This window comes from Rhodoferax potami, assembly GCF_032193805.1.
GTDB lineage: Bacteria > Pseudomonadota > Gammaproteobacteria > Burkholderiales > Burkholderiaceae_C > Allorhodoferax > Allorhodoferax potami_A.
Window position 1 is genome coordinate 545,807 of sequence record NZ_JAVBIK010000001.1, and the last position, 23,906, is coordinate 569,712.

Annotated in this window: 24 protein-coding genes and 2 pseudogenes; 14 read left to right on the forward strand and 12 right to left on the reverse strand. The window is 60.6% G+C overall.

What is annotated here, in order from left to right; translation table 11 throughout:
* Positions 1-37: 37 nt before the first annotated feature.
* The 5 genes and pseudogenes from folK to RAE19_RS02620 form a co-directional block, all read right to left on the reverse strand.
* Entirely contained in the window at positions 38-511 is a 474-nt protein-coding gene (folK, locus tag RAE19_RS02600; protein WP_313873454.1) for a 2-amino-4-hydroxy-6-hydroxymethyldihydropteridine diphosphokinase, read from the reverse strand.
* A gap of 8 nt (positions 512-519) precedes the next feature.
* Positions 520-2,097, reverse strand: coding sequence for a polynucleotide adenylyltransferase PcnB (gene pcnB / locus RAE19_RS02605; RefSeq protein WP_313873455.1), 1,578 nt, complete (start codon positions 2,095-2,097; stop codon positions 520-522).
* A 30-nt stretch (positions 2,098-2,127) separates the two neighbouring features.
* A pseudogene (locus tag RAE19_RS02610) lies at positions 2,128-2,815 on the reverse strand (HAD family hydrolase).
* Positions 2,812-3,495, reverse strand: coding sequence for a DnaA regulatory inactivator Hda (hda, locus tag RAE19_RS02615; RefSeq protein ID WP_313873456.1), 684 nt, complete (start codon positions 3,493-3,495; stop codon positions 2,812-2,814). Before hda ends, RAE19_RS02610 begins: the two are co-directional and overlap by 4 nt.
* A gap of 9 nt (positions 3,496-3,504) precedes the next feature.
* Positions 3,505-4,587 carry an AI-2E family transporter gene (locus tag RAE19_RS02620; protein WP_313873457.1) on the reverse strand — a complete coding sequence of 361 codons (1,083 nt, stop codon included), beginning with the start codon at positions 4,585-4,587 and terminating at the stop codon, positions 3,505-3,507.
* A gap of 84 nt (positions 4,588-4,671) precedes the next feature.
* Between RAE19_RS02620 and purM the strand changes: the two genes are divergently transcribed.
* Positions 4,672-5,721: a phosphoribosylformylglycinamidine cyclo-ligase gene (gene purM / locus RAE19_RS02625; protein ID WP_313873458.1), complete on the forward strand. Its 1,050-nt coding sequence runs from the start codon at positions 4,672-4,674 to the stop codon at positions 5,719-5,721.
* 40 nt (positions 5,722-5,761) lie between these two features.
* On the opposite strand, the gene RAE19_RS02630 is transcribed toward purM, so the two are convergent.
* Together RAE19_RS02630 and murJ are read right to left on the reverse strand one after the other, a co-directional pair.
* Entirely contained in the window at positions 5,762-6,616 is an 855-nt protein-coding gene (locus tag RAE19_RS02630) for a SirB1 family protein (RefSeq protein ID WP_313873459.1), read from the reverse strand.
* 15 nt (positions 6,617-6,631) lie between these two features.
* A complete protein-coding gene (gene murJ / locus RAE19_RS02635) occupies positions 6,632-8,197 on the reverse strand; it encodes a murein biosynthesis integral membrane protein MurJ (RefSeq protein ID WP_313873460.1) in 1,566 nt (521 codons plus the stop codon).
* A 107-nt stretch (positions 8,198-8,304) separates the two neighbouring features.
* Between murJ and RAE19_RS02640 the strand changes: the two genes are divergently transcribed.
* Together RAE19_RS02640 and rpsT are read left to right on the forward strand one after the other, a co-directional pair.
* Positions 8,305-9,606 (forward strand): diguanylate cyclase, encoded by a 1,302-nt coding sequence (locus RAE19_RS02640; protein ID WP_313873461.1) that lies wholly within the window; start codon positions 8,305-8,307, stop codon positions 9,604-9,606.
* Between the two features lie 67 nt (positions 9,607-9,673).
* Positions 9,674-9,973 (forward strand): 30S ribosomal protein S20, encoded by a 300-nt coding sequence (gene rpsT, locus RAE19_RS02645; RefSeq protein WP_094478292.1) that lies wholly within the window; start codon positions 9,674-9,676, stop codon positions 9,971-9,973.
* Positions 9,974-10,098: 125 nt separating this feature from the next.
* Here the strand turns inward: rpsT and RAE19_RS02650 are convergent, their stop codons facing one another.
* Positions 10,099-10,437, reverse strand: a complete 339-nt coding sequence (locus RAE19_RS02650) for a DUF3579 domain-containing protein (RefSeq protein ID WP_087494413.1) — start codon at positions 10,435-10,437, stop codon at positions 10,099-10,101.
* A 242-nt stretch (positions 10,438-10,679) separates the two neighbouring features.
* On the opposite strand from RAE19_RS02650, the gene RAE19_RS02655 reads away from it, so the two are divergent.
* Genes RAE19_RS02655 through RAE19_RS02665 form a run of 3 tightly spaced genes read left to right on the forward strand, consistent with a single transcriptional unit; the run spans position 10,680 to position 13,174 of the window.
* Complete coding sequence (locus tag RAE19_RS02655; RefSeq protein WP_313873462.1) at positions 10,680-11,906, forward strand: aspartate aminotransferase family protein; 1,227 nt, start codon at positions 10,680-10,682, stop codon at positions 11,904-11,906.
* A gap of 41 nt (positions 11,907-11,947) precedes the next feature.
* Complete coding sequence (gene argF, locus RAE19_RS02660; RefSeq protein WP_313873463.1) at positions 11,948-12,865, forward strand: ornithine carbamoyltransferase; 918 nt, start codon at positions 11,948-11,950, stop codon at positions 12,863-12,865.
* 6 nt (positions 12,866-12,871) lie between these two features.
* A complete protein-coding gene (locus RAE19_RS02665; protein WP_313873464.1) occupies positions 12,872-13,174 on the forward strand; it encodes a YkgJ family cysteine cluster protein in 303 nt (100 codons plus the stop codon).
* Positions 13,175-13,178: 4 nt separating this feature from the next.
* Here the strand turns inward: RAE19_RS02665 and RAE19_RS02670 are convergent, their stop codons facing one another.
* A complete protein-coding gene (locus RAE19_RS02670; RefSeq protein ID WP_313873465.1) occupies positions 13,179-13,673 on the reverse strand; it encodes a hypothetical protein in 495 nt (164 codons plus the stop codon).
* Positions 13,674-13,729: 56 nt separating this feature from the next.
* Positions 13,730-14,206 carry an Lrp/AsnC family transcriptional regulator gene (locus RAE19_RS02675; RefSeq protein WP_313873466.1) on the reverse strand — a complete coding sequence of 159 codons (477 nt, stop codon included), beginning with the start codon at positions 14,204-14,206 and terminating at the stop codon, positions 13,730-13,732.
* A gap of 123 nt (positions 14,207-14,329) precedes the next feature.
* On the opposite strand from RAE19_RS02675, the gene kynU reads away from it, so the two are divergent.
* Both kynU and kynA read left to right on the forward strand, forming a co-directional pair.
* Entirely contained in the window at positions 14,330-15,640 is a 1,311-nt protein-coding gene (kynU, locus tag RAE19_RS02680) for a kynureninase (protein ID WP_313873467.1), read from the forward strand.
* A gap of 1 nt (position 15,641) precedes the next feature.
* A complete protein-coding gene (kynA, locus tag RAE19_RS02685; RefSeq protein WP_313873468.1) occupies positions 15,642-16,526 on the forward strand; it encodes a tryptophan 2,3-dioxygenase in 885 nt (294 codons plus the stop codon).
* An 81-nt stretch (positions 16,527-16,607) separates the two neighbouring features.
* Here the strand turns inward: kynA and RAE19_RS02690 are convergent, their stop codons facing one another.
* Positions 16,608-17,114, reverse strand: coding sequence for a DinB family protein (locus tag RAE19_RS02690; RefSeq protein ID WP_313873469.1), 507 nt, complete (start codon positions 17,112-17,114; stop codon positions 16,608-16,610).
* 143 nt (positions 17,115-17,257) lie between these two features.
* On the opposite strand from RAE19_RS02690, the gene RAE19_RS02695 reads away from it, so the two are divergent.
* From RAE19_RS02695 to RAE19_RS02705, 3 genes are all read left to right on the forward strand, one after another.
* Complete coding sequence (locus tag RAE19_RS02695) at positions 17,258-17,734, forward strand: Rrf2 family transcriptional regulator (protein ID WP_313873470.1); 477 nt, start codon at positions 17,258-17,260, stop codon at positions 17,732-17,734.
* On the forward strand, positions 17,731-18,627 hold the full coding sequence (locus RAE19_RS02700) for an NAD(P)/FAD-dependent oxidoreductase (RefSeq protein ID WP_313873471.1): 897 nt from the start codon (positions 17,731-17,733) through the stop codon (positions 18,625-18,627). The genes RAE19_RS02695 and RAE19_RS02700 overlap by 4 nt, the downstream gene beginning before the upstream one ends.
* Before the next feature lie 211 nt (positions 18,628-18,838).
* A complete protein-coding gene (locus tag RAE19_RS02705) occupies positions 18,839-19,879 on the forward strand; it encodes a zinc-dependent alcohol dehydrogenase family protein (RefSeq protein WP_313873472.1) in 1,041 nt (346 codons plus the stop codon).
* A 21-nt stretch (positions 19,880-19,900) separates the two neighbouring features.
* Here RAE19_RS02705 and RAE19_RS02710 read toward each other — a convergent pair.
* Positions 19,901-21,195: pseudogene (locus RAE19_RS02710) on the reverse strand (acetyl-CoA hydrolase/transferase family protein).
* A gap of 242 nt (positions 21,196-21,437) precedes the next feature.
* Here RAE19_RS02710 and RAE19_RS02715 point away from each other — a divergent pair.
* From RAE19_RS02715 to RAE19_RS02725, 3 genes are all read left to right on the forward strand, one after another.
* Complete coding sequence (locus RAE19_RS02715) at positions 21,438-21,608, forward strand: hypothetical protein (protein ID WP_313873473.1); 171 nt, start codon at positions 21,438-21,440, stop codon at positions 21,606-21,608.
* A gap of 111 nt (positions 21,609-21,719) precedes the next feature.
* Complete coding sequence (locus tag RAE19_RS02720) at positions 21,720-21,953, forward strand: hypothetical protein (protein ID WP_313876162.1); 234 nt, start codon at positions 21,720-21,722, stop codon at positions 21,951-21,953.
* A gap of 178 nt (positions 21,954-22,131) precedes the next feature.
* A complete protein-coding gene (locus RAE19_RS02725) occupies positions 22,132-23,898 on the forward strand; it encodes a methyl-accepting chemotaxis protein (protein WP_313873474.1) in 1,767 nt (588 codons plus the stop codon).
* Positions 23,899-23,906 lie beyond the last annotated feature (8 nt).

Below are 23,906 nucleotides of genomic sequence, written 5' to 3' on the forward strand. Positions count from 1 at the left end.
GGGGTCACCGGTTACAGAATGGAGAAAAGACGGGGATTTACCCTGCCAGACGCCAGATTCCTTGATCCCTCACCGCGGCCAGCTGCGTGGCTGATACAAGGTCCGGCGCGATTTCGGCCAAGGGCATCAACACGAAGGCGCGCTCTGTCATGCGCGGGTGAGGCACCGTCAATACCGGCCCTGCCATGCGGGCACTGCCGTAAAGCAGCACATCAAGGTCGAGGGTGCGGGGAGCATTGCGGTACGGGCGCTCACGGCCGGCCTGGTTCTCTTGCGCCTGCAGGGCCGATAGCAGCGCGGGCGCGGTCAACCGCGTGCGCACGCAGGCCACCGCATTCACATAATCGGGCCCACTGGAATCCACCGGCGTGCTGCCATACAGACCGGATGCCCGCAGCACCACTGTGTGGGGCAGTTCTGCCAATCGACCCAAGGCCTGCCGCAAGGCCGCCATGGGATCGCCCAAATTGGCGCCAAGGCCAATGTAGGCCTCGACTGGCTCACGCTGCATGGCCGGGTTTATTCAGCCGCAGGTCCGGCACTGCCGGCGCCACGGCTGGCATTGCTGCGACGACGACGCTTGCGCTTGCGCGGCGCATCACCACCAGTGTCAGTGGCTCCTTGCAGCGCAACCTCTGCGAGGCCGCTCGGCGCTGCATCGGTGGCGCGGGGTTCACGGGGCGGTTTGGCAACCCGTGGGCCTTTGGGGGCTTGCTTGCGTTGCTGCTGTTGCTCGGCGCGGACCTGGTCCACCATGTCCTGGCGCACATCGTCGCTGGCCATGCTGAACTCTTGCCACCAGTCGGCCAGCACCTCGTCCACCTCGCCTGCGTCCGCACGCAGGCGCATGAAGTCGAATGCGGCACGGAACCGGGGTTGCTCCGCCATGCCAAAAGGCGTGCTACCTACGCGCTTGTCAAAGCGGGGCTGCATCAACCAGATCTCCCGCATGTCGCCAGCCAACTTGCCACGGCCGGAGACGTCCCCGATGCGGGCGTTGAACACATCTTCAATCGCATCTTGCAAGGCCGGGTGGCTGTGTTCACCGCGGGCCAAGCGCTGGTCCCAGCCCTTGCGAACATCGTCCCACAGCACACAGGCCAACAAGAAGCTAGGCGCCACCGGCTTGCCTTCGCCGACACGGCGGTCGGTGTCTTTCAGGGCAGCTTCCACAAAGCTCTGGCCCGCCCGCTCCACCACTACATCCAGCAGGGGGTAAATGCCGGTGGCCAAGCCCAATTCTTTGAGTTGCGCGATGGAGGCCAACGCGTGCCCAGTTTGCAGCAGCTTGAGCATTTCGTCAAAAAGGCGGCTTTGCGGCACGTCGTGCAACAGCTTCTGGCTCTTGACCAAAGGACCGGCAGTTTTGGGCTCGAGCTTGAAACCCAGGGGGCTGAGCTTGGCCGCAAAGCGCACCGCACGGATGATGCGGACCGGGTCTTCGCGATACCGGGTGGCCGCATCGCCAATCATGCGCAAGGTACGGCTCTTGGAGTCCTTCAGGCCGTTGTGGTAGTCCACAACGATCTGGGTTTCAGGGTCGTAGTACATCGCGTTGATGGTGAAGTCGCGGCGCACCGCGTCTTCTTCCTGCGGGCCCCAGACGTTATCGCGCAGCACCCGGCCAGTGCTGTCCACGGCGTGCTTCAAGTTGGCCAGCTCGCTCTTGCTGGTGCGCTCGTTGCCGGCGACTTGTTCGGCAGCGGCGTTGTCCAGATACGCGCGGAAGGTCGATACCTCGATCACCTCATGCTCACGCCCGCGGCCGTACACCACGTGCACGATGCGGAAACGCCGCCCGATGATGAACGCACGGCGGAACAATCCTTTGACCTGCTCCGGTGTGGCGTTGGTTGCCACATCGAAGTCTTTGGGCCGCAGACCGACCAGCAGGTCGCGCACCGCACCGCCCACCACATACGCCTCAAAACCCGCTTGCTGCAGGGCACGCACCACGTTAATGGCACGGTCGTCCACCAAGCTGGGGTCGATGCCGTGCACCGACACCGGGATCTCCATCCGTTTGCCGAAGTTGGGCTTGCCGCCCGGTGCAGCGGGGGATTTGCCCAGCAATTTATCGATAAATTTTTTGATCAAGTTCTTGTTCCTAACAGTCCTGCCCGCGGGTCAGGAGAAGAGCTCGAGTATGCGCCATCCACGCTGCTCGGCCAGTGCGCGCAAGCGCGGATCGGGGTTGGTGGCCACGGCCACATCGGCCTTTTCCATCAGCGGCACATCGTTGATGGAGTCTGAATAGAAGGTGGTGTGGACGGTGTCCCAGCCCCAACCGCGGTCCGCCAGCCACTGGTTCACCCGTGTGACCTTGCCTTCGCGGAAAGACGGCACACCGGCAATTTCGCCCGTGTACCAACCGGTGCCGCCGGGGGCATCGTCTTTCACGAGATCGACTGCGATCAACTCTTCAACGCCGAACGCAGTGGCAATCGGGCGTGTAACGAAGGCGTTGGTGGCCGTGACGATGATGACTGTATCGCCAGCGGCCTGATGATCCTGTACCAGCTTCAGGGCTTGGGGTTGAATGGCTTTTTGGATGATAGCCCTCATGAAATCTGCGTGAGCAGCTATCGATTTGCTAGCGCCTTGGCGGATCACTGCTGCAGTGGCAAACCGGATGTACGCGTGGATATCCAGCGTGCCAGGCCTTGTAGTGCTCGTAGAACTCCTGGTTCTTTTGCTTGAAGACTTCGGCATTGGTCCATCCCAAAGCGGTGGTGAACTCGCCCCAGGCGTAGTCAGAGTCCAGCGGAATCAGGGTGTGGTCGAGGTCAAACAGGGCAATCTTTTTCACGGTCATGTGTTTTCCAGCATGGATTTGATCAACGGAATGGTGATGGCGCGCTGGGTTTGCAAGGCGTAGCCATCCATCAGGTCGAGGAGCTCCATCAAGCTGCCGAGATCGCGGCTGAAGCGGTTGAGCATGAAGTCCATCACCTCATCGCTCAAGAACACGCCGCGGGCATCCGCCGCTTGGCGCAAGACACTGCGTCGCTCGGACTCACCCAAGAGCTGCAAGCTAAAGATGTGCCCCCAACCCAGCCGGGTGCGCAAGTCGTCGCGCAGCTTGAGATCGATGGGGGCAAACTCGCCCGCTGCCAGCACCGGTTTGTGGTGGGTATGGGCGTTGACGAACCAGTTAAACGCGGTGTGCTGCTGCTCCGCGGTGAACAGGTGCACGTCATCCAGCACCACCGCAGCCCAGCGCTCATCGAAATCAGCAGGCTCGTCATTGGCGCCCAACCAGCCCACGCGCGCACCCTGCTCGCGCAATCCTTCGCGGGCAGCCTTGAGCAAGTGCGTTTTGCCACTGCCCTCTGGCCCCCAGATGTACGTGGGCACCGGCGAGCGGGTCAAAGAGTGGCTCTCGTCACCGATCCACAACTCCAGGTGTCGGAGGGCGGCCTCATTGGGGCCGGCAAAAAAGTTGGCCACTGTAGGGCCAGTAGACAAACCGATATCCAACGCAATCTGTTTCATACGAAGGGGTCACCCCAGATACAAACGGCTGCCGAGGTAGCCCGAGCGCGCGCGGCGGATCGCCACCAGCAGCACCGCGCTGGCAGGCAAGGCCACCAGTACCCCCACAAACCCGAACAGCTGACCGAACGCCAGCAAGGCAAAGATCACAGCCAGAGGGTGCAGGCCGATGCGCTCGCCCACCAGGCGCGGCGTCAGCACAAAACTCTCAATCACCTGACCCAAGCCGTAGACCACAGCAACCATCACCAACGGGTAGCCGATACCATGCGCGCCCGAAAACTCCAGCAGGCCTGCGAACAAAGCCAGCACCAACCCGACCCCGAAACCCAGATAGGGCACAAAGATCGCCAGCCCGGTAAACACCCCGATCGGTAAAGCCAAGTCCAAGCCGAACATGGCCAAGCCCAAGCTGTAGGCGAGGGCCAGAATCACCATCACCAGCAACTGGCCACGCAGGTACTGCCCCAGCACGTCATCTGCCTCACGCAGAAAACTGTCGGTCGGGGCCCGTAGGCGTGGCGGCACCAATTGCCGCAACTGGCCCATGAAACGGGCCCAGTCCATGAGCAGGTAAAACAAGGCCACGGGAATCAAAATGGCGTTACCAATCAGGGCAAACGCCACACTCCCGCCCAACTTGACCGAAGCCAGCACCGAGCCAAAGGCATCTTCCACGTTGGCATTGAGGTACTTCATGACAAAGTTCTTGATACTGCCCACATCCAGGTTGAGCTTGATGCCCCATTGGGCAAACAGTGGCTTCAGCGCCTCATTCAAACTGTCGAGCAGCACAGGAAACTGCTCCCGCAGCAGCGGCATTTCTTTGGCAAGAATCGGAACAATCAGCAACAGCACACTCAGCACCACAATCAAAAACAAGACCTCCACCAGCACCACCGCCACGACACGGGGGATGCGGCCTAGGCCGATGTCATCAATCCAATTGACCACCGGCGTGAGCGCATAGGCCAGTACCGCCGCCACGGCAAATGGCGCCAACACAGGCGCCAACAGCCATAAAACGAGGACGGCAAATACTGCAATGGCGACCCATGCAGCGAAACTTTTTTGGGTGGGGGTGAGGGGCATGAGAGAAAGAGAAGGGGCAAACCCTTAAAATCTAGGCAAATTCTATCGGGGTCTGCCTCCGCTTCACCCCAAACGTTACCTCCCATGACCCAATCTTCTGCCTCCACTCCCCTTTCTTACAAAGACGCCGGTGTCGATATCGTTGCCGGTGACGCCTTGGTCGAACGCATCAAGCCCTTGGCCAAGAAAACCATGCGCGAAGGCGTGTTGGCCGGTATCGGCGGTTTCGGAGCCTTGTTTGAAGTGCCCAAGCGCTACAAAGAACCCGTGCTGGTGAGCGGCACCGACGGCGTGGGCACCAAGCTCAAGCTGGCCTTTGAGTGGAACATGCACGACACCGTAGGTATCGACCTGGTCGGCATGAGTGTGAACGACGTGCTGGTGCAAGGCGCTGAGCCCCTGTTCTTCCTGGACTACTTTGCCTGCGGCAAGCTGGATGTGGACACCGCCGCCGCGGTGGTCGGCGGTATTGCCAAAGGTTGCGAGTTGAGCGGTTGCGCCCTCATCGGTGGTGAAACCGCCGAAATGCCCGGCATGTACCCCGCTGGCGAGTACGACCTGGCAGGTTTTTGTGTGGGCGCAGTAGAAAAATCCAAAATCTTGACCGGCGCTGACGTCAAGCCCGGCGACGTAGTGTTGGGCCTGGCATCTGCCGGCGTGCACTCGAATGGTTTCAGCCTGGTCCGCAAATGCATCGAGCGTGCAGAGGCTGCCGGCACCGTGCCCGCCACCTTGGACGGCAAACCTTTCAAGCAAGCCATCATGGAACCCACCCGCCTGTATGTGAAAAACGTGCTCGCTGCGCTGGCGGCCCACCCGATCAAGGCTCTGGCCCACATCACCGGTGGCGGTTTGCTGGAAAACATTCCCCGCGTGTTGCCCGAAGGCACCGCAGCCCATTTGGTCAAGGGCAGCTGGCCGCAGACCGAGCTGTTTGCCTGGCTGCAACAGACCGCTGGCATTGACGACATCGAGATGAACCGCACCTTCAACAACGGCATCGGCATGGTCGTGGTGGTAGACGCTGCCAATGCAGAAGCCACCGCTGCGACATTGCGCGCCAGCGGCGAAACTGTCTACACCGTGGGCACTATCGCCGCCCAAGGCGACGGTGCGCAAGTGGTGGTTCGTTAAAACCGATTCCCCACCCGCCGGGCAAGCGCTTGCCCGGCGATTAGATGCCGGTTTGGATACGCAGAATTTTGACCTGCTCCACAATCTGCTCGGTATCCACCATATGACTGGCATGCTCCAGGTAGAGCTCCAAGTCAGACAGTGCCTGCCGTGAGTTGCCCAGCTCGGCATGCACCAAACCGCGATCGCGGTACTCGGGCCATGACTCCGGCAACAGCACCACCAAGCGCTCTTGCACCGCCAACAAGCGCGGCCAGTCCTGCTGGGAGCGATAAATTTCTTTCAAGTTACGCAGCATGCGCGCCAGAATTTCTCGGGGCGATGCGGCTTGCAGATACAACCCCAAGGGCGCTTCGAAATCGTCCACCAAACCGCTGCGGCGGCGAAATGGCTCCAACATTTCAGACAGCTCTTCTTTGCTGAGGGAGCGGCCTGACATCGGGTCAATGACCGCCTGCCCCATCGGCAAATTCACTTTGACCATGAAATGCCCGGGGAAACTGACCCCTTGGGCATCCAATTTCAAACCTTGGGCCAACTCCATCCAGAGCACGGCCAGCGAAATCGGGATGCCGCGGCGCGTGCGCAGCAGTTGCGACACAAAACTGTTGTCCGGGTCGTAATAGTTATTGACGTTGCCGGCGAAGCCAAGGTCTGTGAAGAAAAACTGATTCAGCACCCGCACCCGCTGCAGGGCGGATGCGTCGTCGGCGAGGCGACGTTGCAGACGGGCCACCAGCTGATCCACTTCGGCCATGCTGGCTTGCAGATCGAGCTCCGGGTATTCGTCCTGCCCCAGGCTGAGTGCGGCTTCAAACAGCGCCAAGTCCTGGTCACTGCCGACCAAACTGGCGAAATACTCCAGCGCGGAGGGGACTGTCAGATCCAACTTCATGCTCATCCTCCCGGTTTAGCGCCTCAAGAAGTGGCGAACATTCAAACCCGTCGCCCACAGGGCTCCAAAATATACCGCGGCAGAGCCTGCCATCAAAAGGACCAGCCAACCGATGCGCAACCAGGGCTGGGCGCGCAGGGCCACCCAATCCACCAGACCGGCGGCCCAGAGAAGGTAAACCACCAAGACCGCGGAAGATGCCACTACTTGAAGCAAAAAGCGCCCCCAACCCGCCAGCGGCTGGAAACTGCCGCGGCGCAGCAAGCCGATCAAGAGCCATGTGGCATTGATCAGGGCACCAAGGCTGATCGACAAAGACAGGCCCGCGTGCTGAAACATCGGCACTAACGCCAAGTTCATCAACTGGGTCGCAATCAACACCACCACCGCAATCTTGACCGGCGTTTTGATGTCCTGGCTGGCGTAATAGCCCGGGGCCAGCACTTTGATGGCAACGATCCCTACCAAACCCGCACCCCAGCCCATGAGGGCCCAGGTGGTTTGCTGCACGTCAAGCGCCGTAAATGCACCGTAGTGGTACAGCACAGCTACCAGGGGTTTAGAGAACGTCAACAAGCCCACCGCACAGGGCACCGCCAGCAAAACCACAATGCGCAATCCCCAATCCAACAAGGCGGAGTAGCCTGCACCATCATCTCTGGCTCGGGCGCCAGCCAGCTGCGGCATCAGTACCACCCCCAAGGCCACACCCAGCATGGCGGTGGGAAACTCCATCAAACGGTCTGCATAGGTCAGCCAGCTCACGCTGCCGGTCGGCAAGTGCGAAGCGATCTGGGTGTTGATCAACAGCGATATCTGGGCCACGCTCACACCCAGCAAGGCCGGCAACATCAACTTGCCGATTCGCCGCGTATCAGGGTCGGCGCAGGCTTCCCGCAAGATGGCCCATTGCAGGCTGAAGCGCGGCAACATACCCAAACGGCTCAGGGCCGGAATTTGCACCAAGAGTTGCAGCAGCCCGCCGACCATCACCCCGACTGCCATGGCGTAAATCGGCTCAATACCCTGCCCTTTGAACCATGGCACCAGCAACCAAGCGGCCCCGATCATGCTCAGATTCAAGAGAACGGGCGTAGCAGCCGGCACCGCAAAGCGTTTCCAAGTATTTAATATGCCGGACGACAGGGCCACCATCGACATAAAGCCGATATACGGAAACATGAAGCGAGTCATGAACACGGCCGCCTCGTAGCCCGCCGGATCTTTCTGCAAGCCACTCGCCATGGCCCAAACCAGCAGCGGCGAGGCGATCACCCCTACGACACAAGTCAGCACCAAGGCACAGGCCAGCAAGGTGGCCACCCGGTCCACCAGCAGCTTAGTCGCCACGTCGCCATTTTTGGCTTTGCTGGCGGCCAAGACCGGCACAAAGGCCTGGCTGAAGGCGCCTTCGGCAAACAAACGGCGAAACAGATTAGGGATGCGGAAAGCGACGTTGAAAGCGTCGGTCATTGCGCTGGCGCCAAACGCAGCCGCCACCAACAGCTCGCGGGCCAGGCCGGTGACCCGGGAGGCCAATGTCCACAGGGACACGGTGGATACAGATTTGATAAGACTCACAGGGCAAGTGTAGCGGCGAGCGCGGAATGGGGAATTGATGACAACGCTCCAGACCACCCCGTTTCGTGTTTGAATCGGCGGTCTCGAGCCATATCGTTGGATACTTTATGAAAACAAGTCTGCGCCACTCATTCAGGCCCGCGCGTGCAGCCACTATGCCGCCGGGCAAAAGCTGCGTCTTGATCGTGGAGGACCAGAGAGCCCTCTCTGAAATGCTCACCAGCATGGTCAAAAAAGCCTGGCAATGTACGGTTCTAACGGCCTATTCCCTCGCCGAGGCCAACGCACTCCTGGAACAACACGGCCACGAAATATTCGCCGCAGTCTGCGATGCCAACCTGCCCGACGCTCCCTATGGGGAAGTCTTCGAGCTGATCGCTGCCAAACACATCCCGGCTATTGCCCTGACCGGAACGATCACCAAAGACATCCGCAACATGATGACGCAGGGTCTGATCGTCGACTATGTGCTGAAAAAGGGGCTACCCTCCTTTGAGTACGCGGTGCAATGGCTAAGCCGCCTGATCCGCAACGCAGGTCTCAAAGTTCTGGTGGCTGACGACTCCCCCTCGTCGCTCGAAGTCATTCGCCGCATGCTGTCCATGCAGGGCCTGAATGTGCAAATAGCGCATAACGGGCGCGAAGCCTTGGCAGTGCTTGCGGCACAGCCCGACATCAAGCTGGCTTTGGTCGACTACAACATGCCGGTGGTGGACGGTTTCGAATTCGTGACCGAAGCCCGCCGCACCATGGGCAAAGAGCGCCTCGCCATCATCGGTATCTCCGGGGAAAACCACTCCGACATCTCAGCACGTTTCCTGAAGCACGGGGCCAACGACTTCATGTCTAAGCCCTATTCGTTCGAGGAAATGACCTGCCGGGTCAACCAGAACCTCGAGATGCTGGAGCTGGTCGACCGCTTGCACCACCTGGCCAACGTGGACTCTCTAACCGGCCTCTACAACCGGCGGCATTTTTTCGAGCAAGGTGGCATACGTCACGGTTTTGCCAAAAATGCAGCGAAACCCGTGGTGGTCGCCATGCTGGACATTGACTATTTCAAATCCATCAACGACCGATTCGGACACGCCAATGGCGACATCGTGATCCGTTTTGTCGCTGACTATCTGCGAAAGCACTTTCCAGACGCATTGGTCGCTCGCATTGGTGGTGAAGAGTTTGCGCTGTTCAGCGAATCCCACACCGTCGAGGTCCTACGGCCCCGGCTTGAGGCATTCCGGGAGTTGTTACCGCTCAACACTGCCGAAGGCATACCGGAAGAAATCAAAGTGACGATCAGTATCGGCATCCACGGCGGGCACGATGACAATTTGAACGCCCTCCTCCATGTGGCCGACCAACGCTTGTACGAGGCAAAGGCCCAAGGGCGGAATCGCTTGGTGGGCTGATTCAGCGGAGCCGGTATATAATCATCGGCTTTGCTGACAACATCCTCCAACACAAGGAATATTAATCATGGCATCTGGTAAACCCAAGAAAAAGAACCCGCGCCTGGCGTCGGGCCGTAAACGCGTCCGTCAGGACATCAAAATCAATGCAGCAAACACTTCTTTGCGCTCCAAATACCGCACCGCGGTGAAGAACGTGGAAAAGGCAGTTGTGGCCGGAGACAAGACCAAAGCCGCAGAATTGTTTGCCAAGATGCAAGCCGTGGTGGACACCGTGGCTGACAAGGGCATCTTCCACAAGAACAAGGCAGCACGCGATAAGAGCCGTTTGGCTACCAAGGTGAAAGCCTTGGCACTCGCAGCCTAATCACTTAGGCACTCGCACGGACCTTGGCAACAAGGTTCGCCGTTTGTAAGGGTGCGCTGTCAGCAAAAGCAAAAAAGCCGTTCATCTGAACGGCTTTTTTGTTTCTGTCGTCAGGAAAAAAAAAATTATTCGGAAGCTGCCGGACGAGCGGCGGGCGCAGCAGGCGCCTCAGGGCGGGTCTCGCTGACTTGCAACTCGTTGTCTCGGGCAAAGTTAAGGCAAAAATCCCAAGCCATGACATCGTAGTCACGCAAGTCGGGGTGCACGATGACGCACTTGACCTGCCCGATCGAGGTGGGCACGCACCATGGCGAGTAGCCCAAGTGGCTACCGCGGGTGGCGCCGCCGGGGCGGAATTGGCTCATCACGCCGGCCAGACGCTCCGCCCAGTCACTGGGGCGAAAGGTCTTGCCTTGCCGCGTGATTCCCAGGATGTAGAGTTCTTTTGGAGGAGTGGTAGCCATCAGTGCGTGGAAAATTTCAGGGGGTTCGCCCACCGCTTGATCACGGTGCTGCGACGCACAAGAATTCTACCCGCTCCGCTGTCATGGAGATGACAAACCAGCTATGCCGACGCGCATCAGTGTGATGTGGATTTGTCACGAAACCGCCATCCCCAGTGCGCCTAAAATCAGGCTTCAACGGCCCGACTGGCCTTTGCACCAGTCGGGCCGATCTGTTTTGTAGCCACCACCGGAGTTACCGCATGACCGCCGCCACTGTTACCACGCCGTCTTCACCCCACGTGATGAACACCTACGGCCGACTGCCCATCGCCCTGAGCCATGGACGAGGCTGCCGCGTGTGGGACGTGAATGGTAAGGAATACCTGGACGCCTTGGGCGGCATCGCGGTCAACACCTTGGGCCACAACCACCCCCAACTCGTGCCCGCTTTGCAAGACCAGCTGACCAAGCTGATCCACACCTCCAACTACTACCACATCCCCCTGCAGGAAGAGCTGGCCAAGCTGCTGGTAGAGCGCTCTGGCATGACAAATGTGTTTTTCTGCTCCACCGGCCTGGAAGCCAACGAAGCCGCGCTGAAGCTGGCCCGCAAGTTCGGCCACGACAAGGGCATTGAGCGCCCCGAAGTGGTGGTGTACGAGAAGGCTTTCCATGGCCGCTCCATTGCCACCCTGAGTGCCACCGGCAACCCCAAAGTGCAAGCCGGCTTCGGCCCGCTGGTGGAAGGCTTTATCCGCGTGCCGGTGAACAACATCGACGCACTGAAAAAAGCCACCGAAGGCAACCCCAATGTGGTGGCGGTGTTCTTTGAAGCCATCCAAGGTGAAGGCGGCGTGAACCCGATGCACATGGACTACCTGCGCGAGGTGCGAGCCCTGTGCGATCAGCGCGACTGGCTCTTGATGATTGACGAAGTGCAGTGCGGCATGGGCCGCACCGGCAAGTGGTTTGCCCACCAGTGGGCCGGCATCTTGCCCGACGTGATGCCGCTGGCCAAGGGCCTGGGCTCCGGCGTGCCGGTGGGCGCGGTGGTGGTGGGGCCCAAAGCGGCCACTATCTTCCAACCCGGCAACCACGGCTCCACCTTTGGCGGCAACCCACTGTCCATGCGTGCAGGGGTGGAAACCATCCGCATCATGGAAGCCGATGGCCTGATTGCCAATGCCGAGAAGGTGGGCGCCCACCTGAAAGCCGGACTGCAAGCCGCCTTAGATGCCGAAATCGCCAACGGCGGCGTGAAAGAAGTGCGCGGCCAAGGCCTGATGCTGGGTGTGGACCTGTCCAAACCCTGCGGTGCCCTGGTGCAACGCGCGGCGGATGCCCGCCTGTTGATCAGCGTGACCGCGGACAGCGTGGTGCGCTTGGTGCCGCCCCTGATTTTGAGCACCGCCGAGGCTGACGAGATCGTTGCCATCCTTGCACCCCTGATTTCTGCTTTCCTGAAGGAAGCCGCATTAGCCCCCTGAACAACGGAATCCCCAGCACCCTGCCCCAAGGCGCGCCGCCAGTGCGGCACTACCTGCAGTTTGACGACTTCAGTGCCGACGAATACGCTTACCTGCTGGAGCGCACCGCCTTCATCAAGGCCAAGTTCAAGCGCTTCGAGCGCCACCACCCGCTGGTGGATCGCACGCTGGCTATGATCTTTGAGAAGGCGTCCACCCGCACCCGCGTGAGCTTCGAGGCTGGCATGTACCAGTTGGGCGGGAGCGTGGTGCACCTGACCACCGGCGACAGCCAGCTCGGCCGCTCCGAGCCGATTGAGGACAGCGCCAAGGTCATCAGCCGCATGACCGACATTGTGATGATCCGCACCTACGAGCAAACCAAGCTGCAAGCCTTTGCCGCCAACTCGCGGGTGCCCGTCATCAACGGCCTGACCAACGAGTTCCACCCCTGCCAGATCCTGGCGGATATCTTCACTTACATCGAGCACCGCGGCCCTATCCAGGGCAAAACCGTGACCTGGGTGGGTGATGGCAACAACATGGCCAACACCTGGCTGCAGGCCGCTGCCAAGCTGGGCTTCCACTTGCGCGTGTCTACCCCCAGCGGCTATGAAGTTAATGAGAAATTGGCCGCTAGCGCAGGCGGAATGGGCGCAGGCAGCTATAAAACTTATAGCAATCCGATGGAAGCCTGCCAGGGCGCCGACCTGATCACCACCGATGTGTGGACCAGCATGGGCTACGAGGCTGAAAACGAAGTCCGCCGCAAAGCCTTTGCCGCTTGGTGCGTGGACCGCAAAATGATGGCCGTGGCCGCGCCCAACGCCATCTTCATGCACTGCCTGCCGGCCCACCGTGGCGAAGAGGTAGAAGCCGAAGTCATCGATGGCCCACAAAGCGTGGTCTGGGATGAAGCCGAAAACCGCATGCACGTGCAGAAGGCGCTGATGGAGTACCTGCTGCTCGGCAAGCTCTAAGCTCGCATGTCTGCCTGCACCACTTGCGGCGCCTGTTGCGCGTGTTTCCGGGTGGAATTTTCGGTCTACGAGGTGGACTTGGCCGGCGGCACGGTGCCCGCCGGCATGGCGCACGAGATCAATGGCAACCGCTGGCGCATGAATGGCACCGGCGAAGTGCCCATCCGCTGCACGGCACTGACCGGCACAGTGGGTGAGCGAGTGGGCTGCAGCATCTACGCATTGCGCCCCGCGCCCTGCCATGAGTTGACCGAGGGCAGCGAAGCCTGCGAACGAGCCCGCACCAAGCGGGGACTGCCGCCCCTCTGAGGACTCAACGCATCAGGTCTTCAATCGCATCCACCACGATGCTGGTGCCAATAGCGATCAGCAGAATATCGTTGGCCACCCGAACGAATTTGTAGCCGGCCGGCGGCAAGCCGATGCGAACCGAGATGTCCCGTGGCAGCGGGTAGAAAACCACATCCCTCGGAAGCGCCTGACCACGCGACCACTTCTTGGCCTGGCCGGGTGGCTGGCATCCATTGTTCTTTTTGGCCAAGCCGGGCGGGCATTTGCCCTTGGCCTGTTGGGCGCCGTAGTAGTCCTGCGCGACGCGGCGTTGGTCGTCGCCAAAGTAGCTGCCCACCCGGATCTCTACCGAGCCACCTTGCTGATTTTGGGCATGTGACTCTTCTTCGTGCTTGCCCTTACCTTTGCCTGCCCACTCGGGTTTGGCGGCCCATGCGGCGCAACTCACAACAGAGAAAACCAAGCCCAGAGTTGTAGCCCGAGCCCATGCGCGGACCACAGGCGAACGATGTGTCATGACGAATCCTTTTGTGTTTGCAGTGGGTTCACTGTAAGCGGCATGGTAAACCGGACCTAGTCCAAGGGAACCGGCAGATCCGCCATCTGCCCCTTGAACTCCTGCAACGAAAAATGCGACTGCACTTGCCGCACGCCCGGCAGGCGATGCAGCTTGCGTTGCAACAGCTCGGAATAATGATCCAAGTCGCGGGCCACCAGCCCCACCAAAAAATCAGCCTGCCCCGAGATGGCATGGAACTGCACTACCTCCGGAATCTCGGACACCGCCTGCACAAAGGCCTGTGACGAGGCTTCGTTCTGGTGGTCAATGCCGATCAACACAAACGCCAGCACGCTGTAGCCCAGCGCTCGCCGGTCCAGCGCGGCGTGGTAGCCCTTGATAGTGCCCGCATCCTCCAGCTGCTTGACGCGCCGCCAGGTGGGCGACTGCGACAAATTGGCCACTTGCGCCAGCTCGCCGGAGGTGAGGCGCGCGTTGTCTTGCAGGGCCCGCAAGAGGAGCCGGTCGGCTTTGTCAGTCACCTGCTGCATGAATTTTCCAATTTCTTTACTAAAAAGACTAACTTAGTCTAATTTTTTGAACTCAGTGATTAAAACTTATCACGCCAAGGATCTCAACACATAATTTCTCAAAACAACCCTTCTCGAGACATCATGAGCACCACTCCCCTCACCCTGAACGACTGCCGCGCCCGCGACGCCGCAGACACCTTGCACCCTTTGCGCGAGCTGTTTGATATTCCGGAGGGCGTGATCTACCTCGACGGCAACTCTCTGGGCGTGATGCCCAAAACCGCTGCTGCCCGCGCGGCCGAAGTTGTTACCCAAGAGTGGGGCCAAGGCCTGATCCGCTCCTGGAACACAGCCGGCTGGTTCAACCTGCCCCAGCGTTTGGGTAACCGCATTGCCCCGTTGATTGGCGCGGATGCGGATGAAGTGGTCGCCACCGACAGCACCTCCATCAACCTGTTCAAGGTCTTGTCTGCTGCCTTGTCAATCGCCGCGCAGGACGCACCTGAACGCAAGCTCATCGTGAGCGAACGCAGCAACTTCCCCACCGACCTCTACATCGCCGAAGGCCTGTGCAAAGAGCGCGGTTACACCCTCAAACTGGTGGAGCCCGAAGAGATAGCTGCCGCACTCACCGCCGACGTGGCCGTGCTAATGCTCACCCACGTGAACTACCGCACCGGCGCCATGCACGACATGCCCGCCGTGACCGCCGCTGCCCACGCAGCCGGCGCGCTGATGGTGTGGGACTTGGCCCACAGCGCGGGCGCGGTGCCGGTGACCCTCAAAGCCTCGGGCGCCGACTTCTCGGTGGGCTGCGGCTACAAGTACCTGAACGGCGGCCCCGGCGCGCCAGCCTTTGTGTGGGTGCACCCCAAACACGCCGACCGCTTCTGGCAGCCCCTGGCCGGCTGGTGGGGCCATGCGGCACCCTTTGCCTTCACCCCCGATTACCAACCCGCCCCCGGCATTACCCGCTACCTGTGCGGCACCCAGCCCATCGTCAGCATGTCGCTCTTGGGCTGCGGGCTGGAGGGCTTTGAGGCGGCAGAGAAGCTGGGCGGCATGGCGGCCTTGCGCGCCAAATCATTGGCGCTGACGGACCTGTTTATCCAGCTAGTGGAAGAGCGCTGCCAAGGCTATGGCCTGGGCTTGGCCACCCCGCGCGATCACGCCCAGCGCGGCTCACAGGTCTGCCTGACCCGCGAGCACGCTGCCGGTGGCGCCTTGGGCTCCGGCGCCTTTGCCATCGTGCAAGCGCTGATTGCACGCGGCGTGATTGGCGACTACCGCGCGGGCGATGGCGGCATCCACAAAGACATCTTGCGCTTTGGCTTCACGCCGCTGTACATCGGGTTTGAAGATGTGTGGAACGCGGTGGAGCATCTGCGCCAGGTGCTAGAAACTGGCGAGTGGCAAAAGCCCGAGTTCAACCAAAAGCACGCGGTGACCTGATATGAGCAACACCATCTCTGGCTGCCCGATGCACGGCGGGGGCGCCCCCACCGCGGGCGAATCGATCGTCGCCGAAGAAAAAGCCCAGCTCGACTTCAGCAAAACCATGAGCTACGGCGACTACCTGCAGATCGACACCATCTTGGGTGCGCAAAAGCCGCTCTCGCCCACGCACGACGAGCTGCTCTTCATCATCCAGCACCAGACCAGCGAGCTGTGGATGAAGCTCATGCTGCATGAGCTCACTGCCGCCATGCGCTGCATTGCACAGGACGACCTGCCACCCGCCTTCAAGATGCTGGCGCGCGTGAGCAAAATCATGGAGCAGCTGGTGCACGCTTGGGACGTGCTGGCCACCATGACGCCGCCCGAGTACACCGCCATGCGGCCCTACCTGGGCCAGAGTAGCGGGTTTCAGAGCTTTCAGTACCGCTGTATCGAGTTCTCGCTGGGCAACAAAAACGCCGCGATGCTCAAACCCCACGCCCATGCGCCCGAGCGGCTGGCGCTGGTGCAGGCCGCGTATGAAGCGCCGTCTTTGTACGACGAAGCGCTCCAACTCATGGCCCGCCGTGGCATTGCCGTGCCCGCCAGCCACCTGCAGCGCGACTGGACCCAGCCCTACGCTGCCAGCCCCGAGGTGGAGGCCGCTTGGCTGCAGGTCTACCGCGACCCCAAGGCCCACTGGGACCTGTACCAACTGGCCGAGGAGCTGACCGATTTGGAAGACGCTTTCCGCCTCTGGCGCTTCCGCCACGTCACCACCGTGGAGCGCGTCATCGGCTTCAAACGCGGCACCGGTGGCACCGGCGGCGTGAGCTACCTGCGCAAGATGCTGGACGTGGTGCTCTTCCCAGAGATTTGGACGCTGCGTACGGCGCTGTAGGCCAGTTACAAACCAAATAGGCTGCTAGACCACGAGGAATATGCGCGAGCAGCTATCAAATCAATAGCGATCCAGGGAGGATCAAACGGGCTGGCGCCGTGCCGGCTCGCGCTGATGCAAAAACTTGGTGAGCAAGTCACGCGGCGGCGCCATGCCTATGCCCTTGAGCACCTGCCCCACATTGCCACGGTGGTACGAGCCGTGGGCCAGCACGTGAAAGAGCATCTCCTCGCGCGTCATGCGGCCGGCATCCCCATCGGTGAACTGAAAGTGCAGGTTCTCAGCCAGCGCAGCTTCACTCAGCCCCGCCACATAGGCCTCAAACCAGTGGTCCGTCTCGGCAGCGGCGAAATTCAAATCACCTAACGCGGGCGTGTCGTCGGTATTGGTCTGGGTGTAGCCATGCGCCTCGCCCAACAAATGGGCGCGGAAGATGCGGTCCACCACGTAGATGTGGTTCAGCGTGCGGATGGCCGTGTGCAGCGGCTCGGCATGCTGCACCGGGTCCACAAGATGCATGGCATCTAACAACTCGGCATTGGCCCACGTCTTCTGGGCGAACAGGGTTTTGAGAATGGCGAGGGACATGGCGGGCTCCGGGGTGGGGGCTGTGGGTTGCTGGTAATTATGGGTTCTTCCGCCGTATCAATGACGTTCCAAGCTACAGGGTGCTGATCCTTGACGAAAGACCATCTTCTGACAAGGAAATTTCATGCAACTAAAATAGTTGCATGAAACAGAATAGCCAACTCTCCGACATCCTCCACGTGCTGCTGCACATGGCCGAGGGCGAAGGCCCTGCCACCTCCGAGGCGTTGGCCGCCGCCATGCAAACCAACCCCGTGGTGCTGCGCCGCCTGATGGGCGGCCTGCGCGACGCCGGGTTTGTGGTGTCGGCCAAGGGCCACGGCGGCGGCTGGGTGCTGGCGTGCGACATGGACCGCATCACCCTGGGCGATGTGTACCAGGCGCTGGGCGCACCACCGCTGGTGTCAATGGGTTTTAGAGAGGACCGGCCCACCTGCCTGGTCGCCCAAACGGTGAACGATGCGCTGGCCGGTGCCGCCGAAGAGGCCGAGGCCCTGCTGCTCAAACGTTTTGGAGCCGTCACCCTGGCCACGCTGTCGGCCGACTTTCACCGCCGCATGGTGCAGCACAAGGCATCGGGCCATGCAGGCCACCACCATTTGAAAGAACACACATCGTGAAGCACATAGACTTTGCCGTTATCGGCGGCAGCTACGCCGGCCTGTCCGCCGCCCTGCAACTGGCGCGCGCCCGTCGCAACGTACTGGTAGTAGACGCCGGCCAGCGCCGCAACCGATTTGTGGACGTGGCGGGAGAAACATCGCACGGCTTTTTGACGCAAGACGGCCGCCCGCCCGCCGAGATTGCCGCCGACGCGCGCGAGCAGCTGATGAACTACCCCAACGTGGAATGGATGCACGGCACCGCAGAAGACGCGCGTGTGGCAGCGGATGGGCGGCTGGAGTTTCGCGTGGGCCACGAGACCATCAGCTCCCACCGGCTCATCCTGGCCACCGGCGTGCGCGACGAGCTGCCGCCCGTGCCCGGTCTGGCCGAGCGCTGGGGCCGCAGCATCTTCCACTGCCCGTATTGCCACGGCTACGAGATGAACGCCGGCTCCATCGGCATCATCGCCGCGTCACCCCTGGCGCTGCACCACGCGCTCATGCTGCCGGACTGGGGCAACCCCACGCTGTTCCTGAACGGCGCCTACTCTCCCAGCGCCGAAGACTTGGCTGCCATCGCCCGCCGCGGCACGCAGATAGAGGCCACGCCCATTGCGCGCATAGACGGCGTGGCCGACGTGGTGCTGCAAGACGGCCGCACGATTCGCTTGAACGGCCTGTTCACCCAGCCACACACCGTGCTAGCCAGCCCCGTGGCCGAGCAACTGGGCTGCGCGCTGGAGGATGGCCCGATGGGCAGGTTCATCAAGGTAGACGAAGGCAAGGCCACCAGCGTGCCGAATGTGTTTGCGTGCGGGGATGCCGCGCAGGCGGCGGGGAATGTGACGCTAGCGGTGGCAGATGGGGCGATGGCGGGGTTTGGGGCGCATCGGGCTTCGATGGTTTAAATCGGAGTGACGTCGACTACGCCAGCGCGGGCGAACTGGCGCGGGCCGCGTCCGTCTCGCCGGCCACGGCCAGCGGGCACTTGGCAGGGCTTGCTGCCTTCGGTCAACGCGTTACGGATGAAATTAGCCTCTAGCCCACACCGAATCTGCGTAAACAGCTATTCATTTGATAGCATGCGAGTTCTCTCAAAGCCCCCAACAAGGACCCCACATGCAAGCCGTTGTCTACGAAGCCTTCTCCGCCCCACCACGTCTGCAAACCGTGCCGGACCCGACGCCTGAGTCGCATGGCGTGGTCGTGAAGGTGCAGGCCACGGGCGTGTGCCGCAGCGACTGGCATGGCTGGGTGGGGCATGACACCGACATCGTGCTGCCCCACGTGCCCGGCCACGAGCTGGCCGGCACGGTGGAGGCCGTGGGCAAAGACGTGACCCGCTGGAAGGTGGGCGACCGCGTCACCGTGCCTTTTGTAGGCGGCTGCGGCAGCTGCCCGGAATGCCACTCCGGCAACCAGCAGGTGTGCGAAAAGCAGTTCCAGCCCGGCTTCACGCACTGGGGCTCGTTCGCGCAATACGTGTCTATCCACAAGGCGGACCTGAATCTCGTGGCCCTGCCCGAGAGCCTGGACTTTGCCACCGCCGCCAGCCTGGGCTGCCGCTTTGTGACCTCATTCCGCGCGGTGGTCGATCAGGGCAAAACCTCTGCGGGCCAATGGGTGGCGGTGCACGGCTGTGGCGGCGTGGGCCTGTCAGCCATCATGATTGCCCATGCGGTGGGCGCCAATGTGGTGGCCATCGACATCTCGGACGACAAGCTCGCCATGGCCCGCGCCATGGGTGCGGTGGCCACGGTCAACGCCAACAAGGTGGCCAACGTGGTCGAAGCGGTGATGGAGATCACACAAGGCGGCGCGCATGTGTCGCTGGACGCACTGGGCCACCCCACCACTTGCTTCAACTCCATCAGCAACCTGCGCCGACGGGGCAAACACATTCAGGTGGGGTTGATGCTGGCCGAGAACAGCACGCCGGCCATTCCCATGGCCAAGGTCATCGCCCATGAGCTGGAGATTTTGGGCAGCCACGGCATGCAGGCCCACCGCTACGGCGCCATGCTCGACATGGTGCGCACCGGCAAGCTGGCGCCTGAAAAGCTGGTGGGCAAAAAGATCAACCTTCAACAGTCCATCGATGCGCTGATGAACATGGACAAGTTCGAGGTAGCCGGCGTGACCGTGATTACGGAGTTCTGACACTCTCTACCGGTCGACGACTCACAAAATCTTCAGTTGCTTGGCCTGTGCGGTCAGCTCGTCGCGGAACTTGGGGTGTGCAATGGCGATGAGCGCTAGGGTGCGCTGCTTCATGGACTTGCCGCGCAGCTGGGCCACACCGTATTCGGTGACCACGTAGTTGATGTCGTTTTTGCTGGTGGTGACGTGGGTGCACGGCGACAGCGAAGGCACGATGCGGGAGATGGTGTCGTCCTTGGCAGTAGACGGCAGCACGATGAAGGCCTTGCCGCCCTTGGAGCGGTTGGCCGCGCGCACAAAGTCCGACTGACCGCCGGTGCCGGAATACGGCGCGTGGCCCAGACTCTCGGAGCCGCATTGGCCCAAAAAGTCGATTTGCAAGGTGGCGTTGATGGCCACCAGGTTGTCGTTCAGACCGGCAATGGCCGGGTCGTTGGTGAACTCGACCGGGTGCATCTCCAGCCCCGGGTTGCGATGCATAAAGCGGTAGAGCTTGGACGAACCCAGGCCGAAGGTGGCCACCATTTTTCCGGGCATGAAGTTCTTGCGCCGGTTGGTCACGGCGCCCGCCTCTACCAGGGTCATGATGCCGTCGCCGATCATCTCGGTGTGGATGCCCAAGTCCTTTTTGCCGGTGAGCTGCATCACCACCGCGTCGGGAATGCCGCCATAGCCGATCTGCAGCGTGGAGCCGTCGTCAATCAAATCGGCCACATATTTGCCGATGGCCTGCTGCACCGGCCCGATTTTGGGCAGGCCCACCTCGAGTACCGGCGCATCGCTCTCCACCAGCGCCGCGACTTGCGAGATGTGCACATGGCAGTTGCCAAAGGCAAAGGGCACGTTGGGGTTGACCTCCAGCACCACAGCGCGGGCTTTTTTGACGGCCGCCATGGTGTAGTCCGCGCCCAGGCTCAGCGCAAAAAAGCCGTGCTCATCCATGGGCGAGGCCATGGCAAACACCACGTCTGCCGCCATTTGCCCGCGCTCGATTTGCGCTGGAATTTCGGAGAAGTAGTTGGGGATGAAATCAATCCACCCCTCCTGCCCGCCGGCCGTGTGGCCCCGCCGAAAAAAAAGGCCACGTGGCGCACATGCTCGGTGGTGGCGGGGTCGATGTAGCCGTATTTGCGCATGGCCAGAATCTGGCACACCTTCACATCATGAAAGCTCTGCCGCTGCTCCGACAGCGCGGTCAGCAAACTGGGCGGCTCGCCCACACCGGTAGGGACGATGATGGTGTCGCCATCACGCACTTGCCGGATGGCAAGGTCTGCGGATGTGCGCTTGTGTTCGTAAGACTGCTGGTGCGTCATGGGGGGCCTGCCTGAAGGGGTAAAGATGTTGAATCCGTCGATTCTTCGCCCCGTAACTGACGCAGTGCTTGCCCCACGCCTTATGCACGCTAATTACAAGCAAAATCGACCGCTAGCCCACATTAAATCTGCGCAACCAGCTATTTATTTGATAGCAATCAAGAAAAACAGCGGGTCGGCCAATGCGCCGACGGACAAATAGCATAGCCCCTCAGGTAGACTGGACCAAAGGAATAAACACTATGGCAGGCGTATTTGGTAAAGATCCCAACATGAAGCGAAAAGGTAGCCGGGAGGAGCTGGACCGCATCATGGGCGAGCGAGCCCGCAACAAAGAGGCTGCAGCAGCCCTGTTCCGGCTCAAAAAGCCGGCAGCTCCAGCCCCCCAAAAGACAGAGCCGCCCAAGGCCTGACCCTGCGCATCAAGCCGCCCCGAGCAACGCGCCCAGCTAATTTTGAAAGCACGGGTCGGCGGTCATCGGTTCTCGGCCATTCATTGGCTGACAAAGCAAGGTGAGTAAAAAATAATGGATTGGGTACCAATCGTCTTTCTTGCGTTCAAGGTGCTGGTGTTCGGCACGGCCATGTTCTTTGCCATCAAGTGGCATTACGACCAAGGCAAGTCGAAGAAGGAGATGCGCGTGGTCGTGCGCACGAGTGCAGCGGTCATCGTGGTGTTCGTGCTCTTGGCCGTCGGCTTTGTGTTCGCCACGTTCACCTTTGCCAAATGGCTCGGCATGGATTTGAACTTGCCTTGAGGTAGAAAAGCGCCAACCCCTATCTCGGCCACCGAACCCAATGGCTACTGAAATGGGTATGCGTCGCCGTCACAAGCACCTTTGCCAGCCTGCGTTAATGCCGTTAGCATAGAGACCAAGTGTTCAGCAGTAATGCCCTTACTTCGCCGGAGCGCTTGTCCCCTTTTTGGAGTCGTCAATGAAATTGCGCACCCAAGTACTTGGTCTCTGTTTCGCTGGTCTTCTGGTCAGTGTGGTGGTCGGTGGTGTGGCGCTCATGAACGGCCAAAACATCGGCAGTGCCTTCGATGAATCGATCAATACAAACCTCGTTTTAAGCAGAAGCCAGTCGGCTGACATGATGCACGACGCTATTCGCGGAGATGTTCTGCTGGCGATCATGTCGGCCCAACAGGGCGACGCCAGTGGAGTAGCCCAAGCTGCCAAAGACCTGAAAGAGCATGAGGAAGAGTTCCAAACCAACATGTCTCAAATGGCAGCTGCTCAGCTTTCACCAGAAGTTTCTGTAGAAATCAAAAAGTCTACGCCTCTGGTGACTGCCTACATTCAGCAAGCAGACAAGGTCATCACGCTAGCCCGGTCGGATGCTTCGGCGGCGGCTGCTCAGATGCAAGGTTTCAATGCAGCGTTCAAAGACCTTGAAGTAGCCATGGAACAGCAAAGTGATGCAGTGGCGAAAAATGTTGAACAGTTTTCGATAAACACCCAGAGACTCATTCAGCGTTCATCCATCGTGATCGCCAGTGTGTTGATCGTTGGCGCTGTTGGTTTTATTTTGTTCGGCCTGTGGCTCGCAGCCGTTATTTCCAAACCCATTGTTGGCGCAGTGTCTGTCGCCGAAAGAATTGCCAACGGGGACCTTACAGGCCACATTGATCCTAGTGGCAATGACGAGGCCATTCAGTTGCTGCAAACCATGGGCCGGATGCAAAACAGTTTCTCTGGGGTCGTCCAGTCAATAAAAACCGCTGCGGACTCGGTCTCCACCGCCAGCGCTGAGATTGCTCAGGGCAACCACGACCTCTCAGCCCGTACCGAGCAGCAAGCAAGTGCTCTGGAGCAAACAGCCGCTTCCATGGAAGAGTTGGGCTCCACGGTGAAACAGAACGCCGATAGCGCTCTTATGGCCAATCAATTGGCCAACCAGGCCAGCACAGTTGCAGTGCAAGGCGGAGACGTAGTGGGCCAAGTGGTTGAAACCATGAAGGGTATCAACGAATCTAGCCGCAAGATCGCCGACATCATCAGCGTGATCGACGGTATCGCCTTTCAGACCAACATCTTGGCGTTGAACGCCGCTGTCGAAGCTGCACGGGCAGGCGAACAGGGACGTGGCTTTGCGGTTGTAGCCTCAGAGGTACGCAGTTTGGCTGGACGTAGCGCCGACGCTGCCAAGGAAATCAAAAGCCTTATCAACGCCAGCGTTGAACGTGTCGAGCAAGGCTCGATGCTGGTAGACAAAGCGGGTGAGACCATGACCGAGGTGGTGAGCTCCATACGCCGCGTGACAGACTTGATGGGCGAGATCAGCGCTGCTAGCAGCGAGCAATCGCAGGGGGTGTCGCAGATTGGAGAAGCCGTCGTGAACATGGATACGGCGACCCAGCAAAACGCCGCGCTGGTGGAAGAAATGGCTGCCGCGGCCGGAAGTCTCAAGGTGCAAGCTCAGGAGCTGGTGCAAGTCGTGGCGGTATTCAAGCTCGGTTCAAGCGAACTCGGTGCGGGGGCCACTACACGAAGTGCCCCACCCAGCCAAGGACAACCAGCACTGCGCAAACCCGCCGCTAAGGCACTGCTACATACCCAACGCACGGTTCCTACCGCTGCGGCTCAAACCGCGGGGCCAGCGCCTGCGAAGCTCAAGCCCCCGGCTGTACCTGCAAGGCCGGCAGCGCTTGCCGCAACTATCGCTAAAGGTGGCGATGATGACTGGGAAACCTTCTAGCAAGCGAG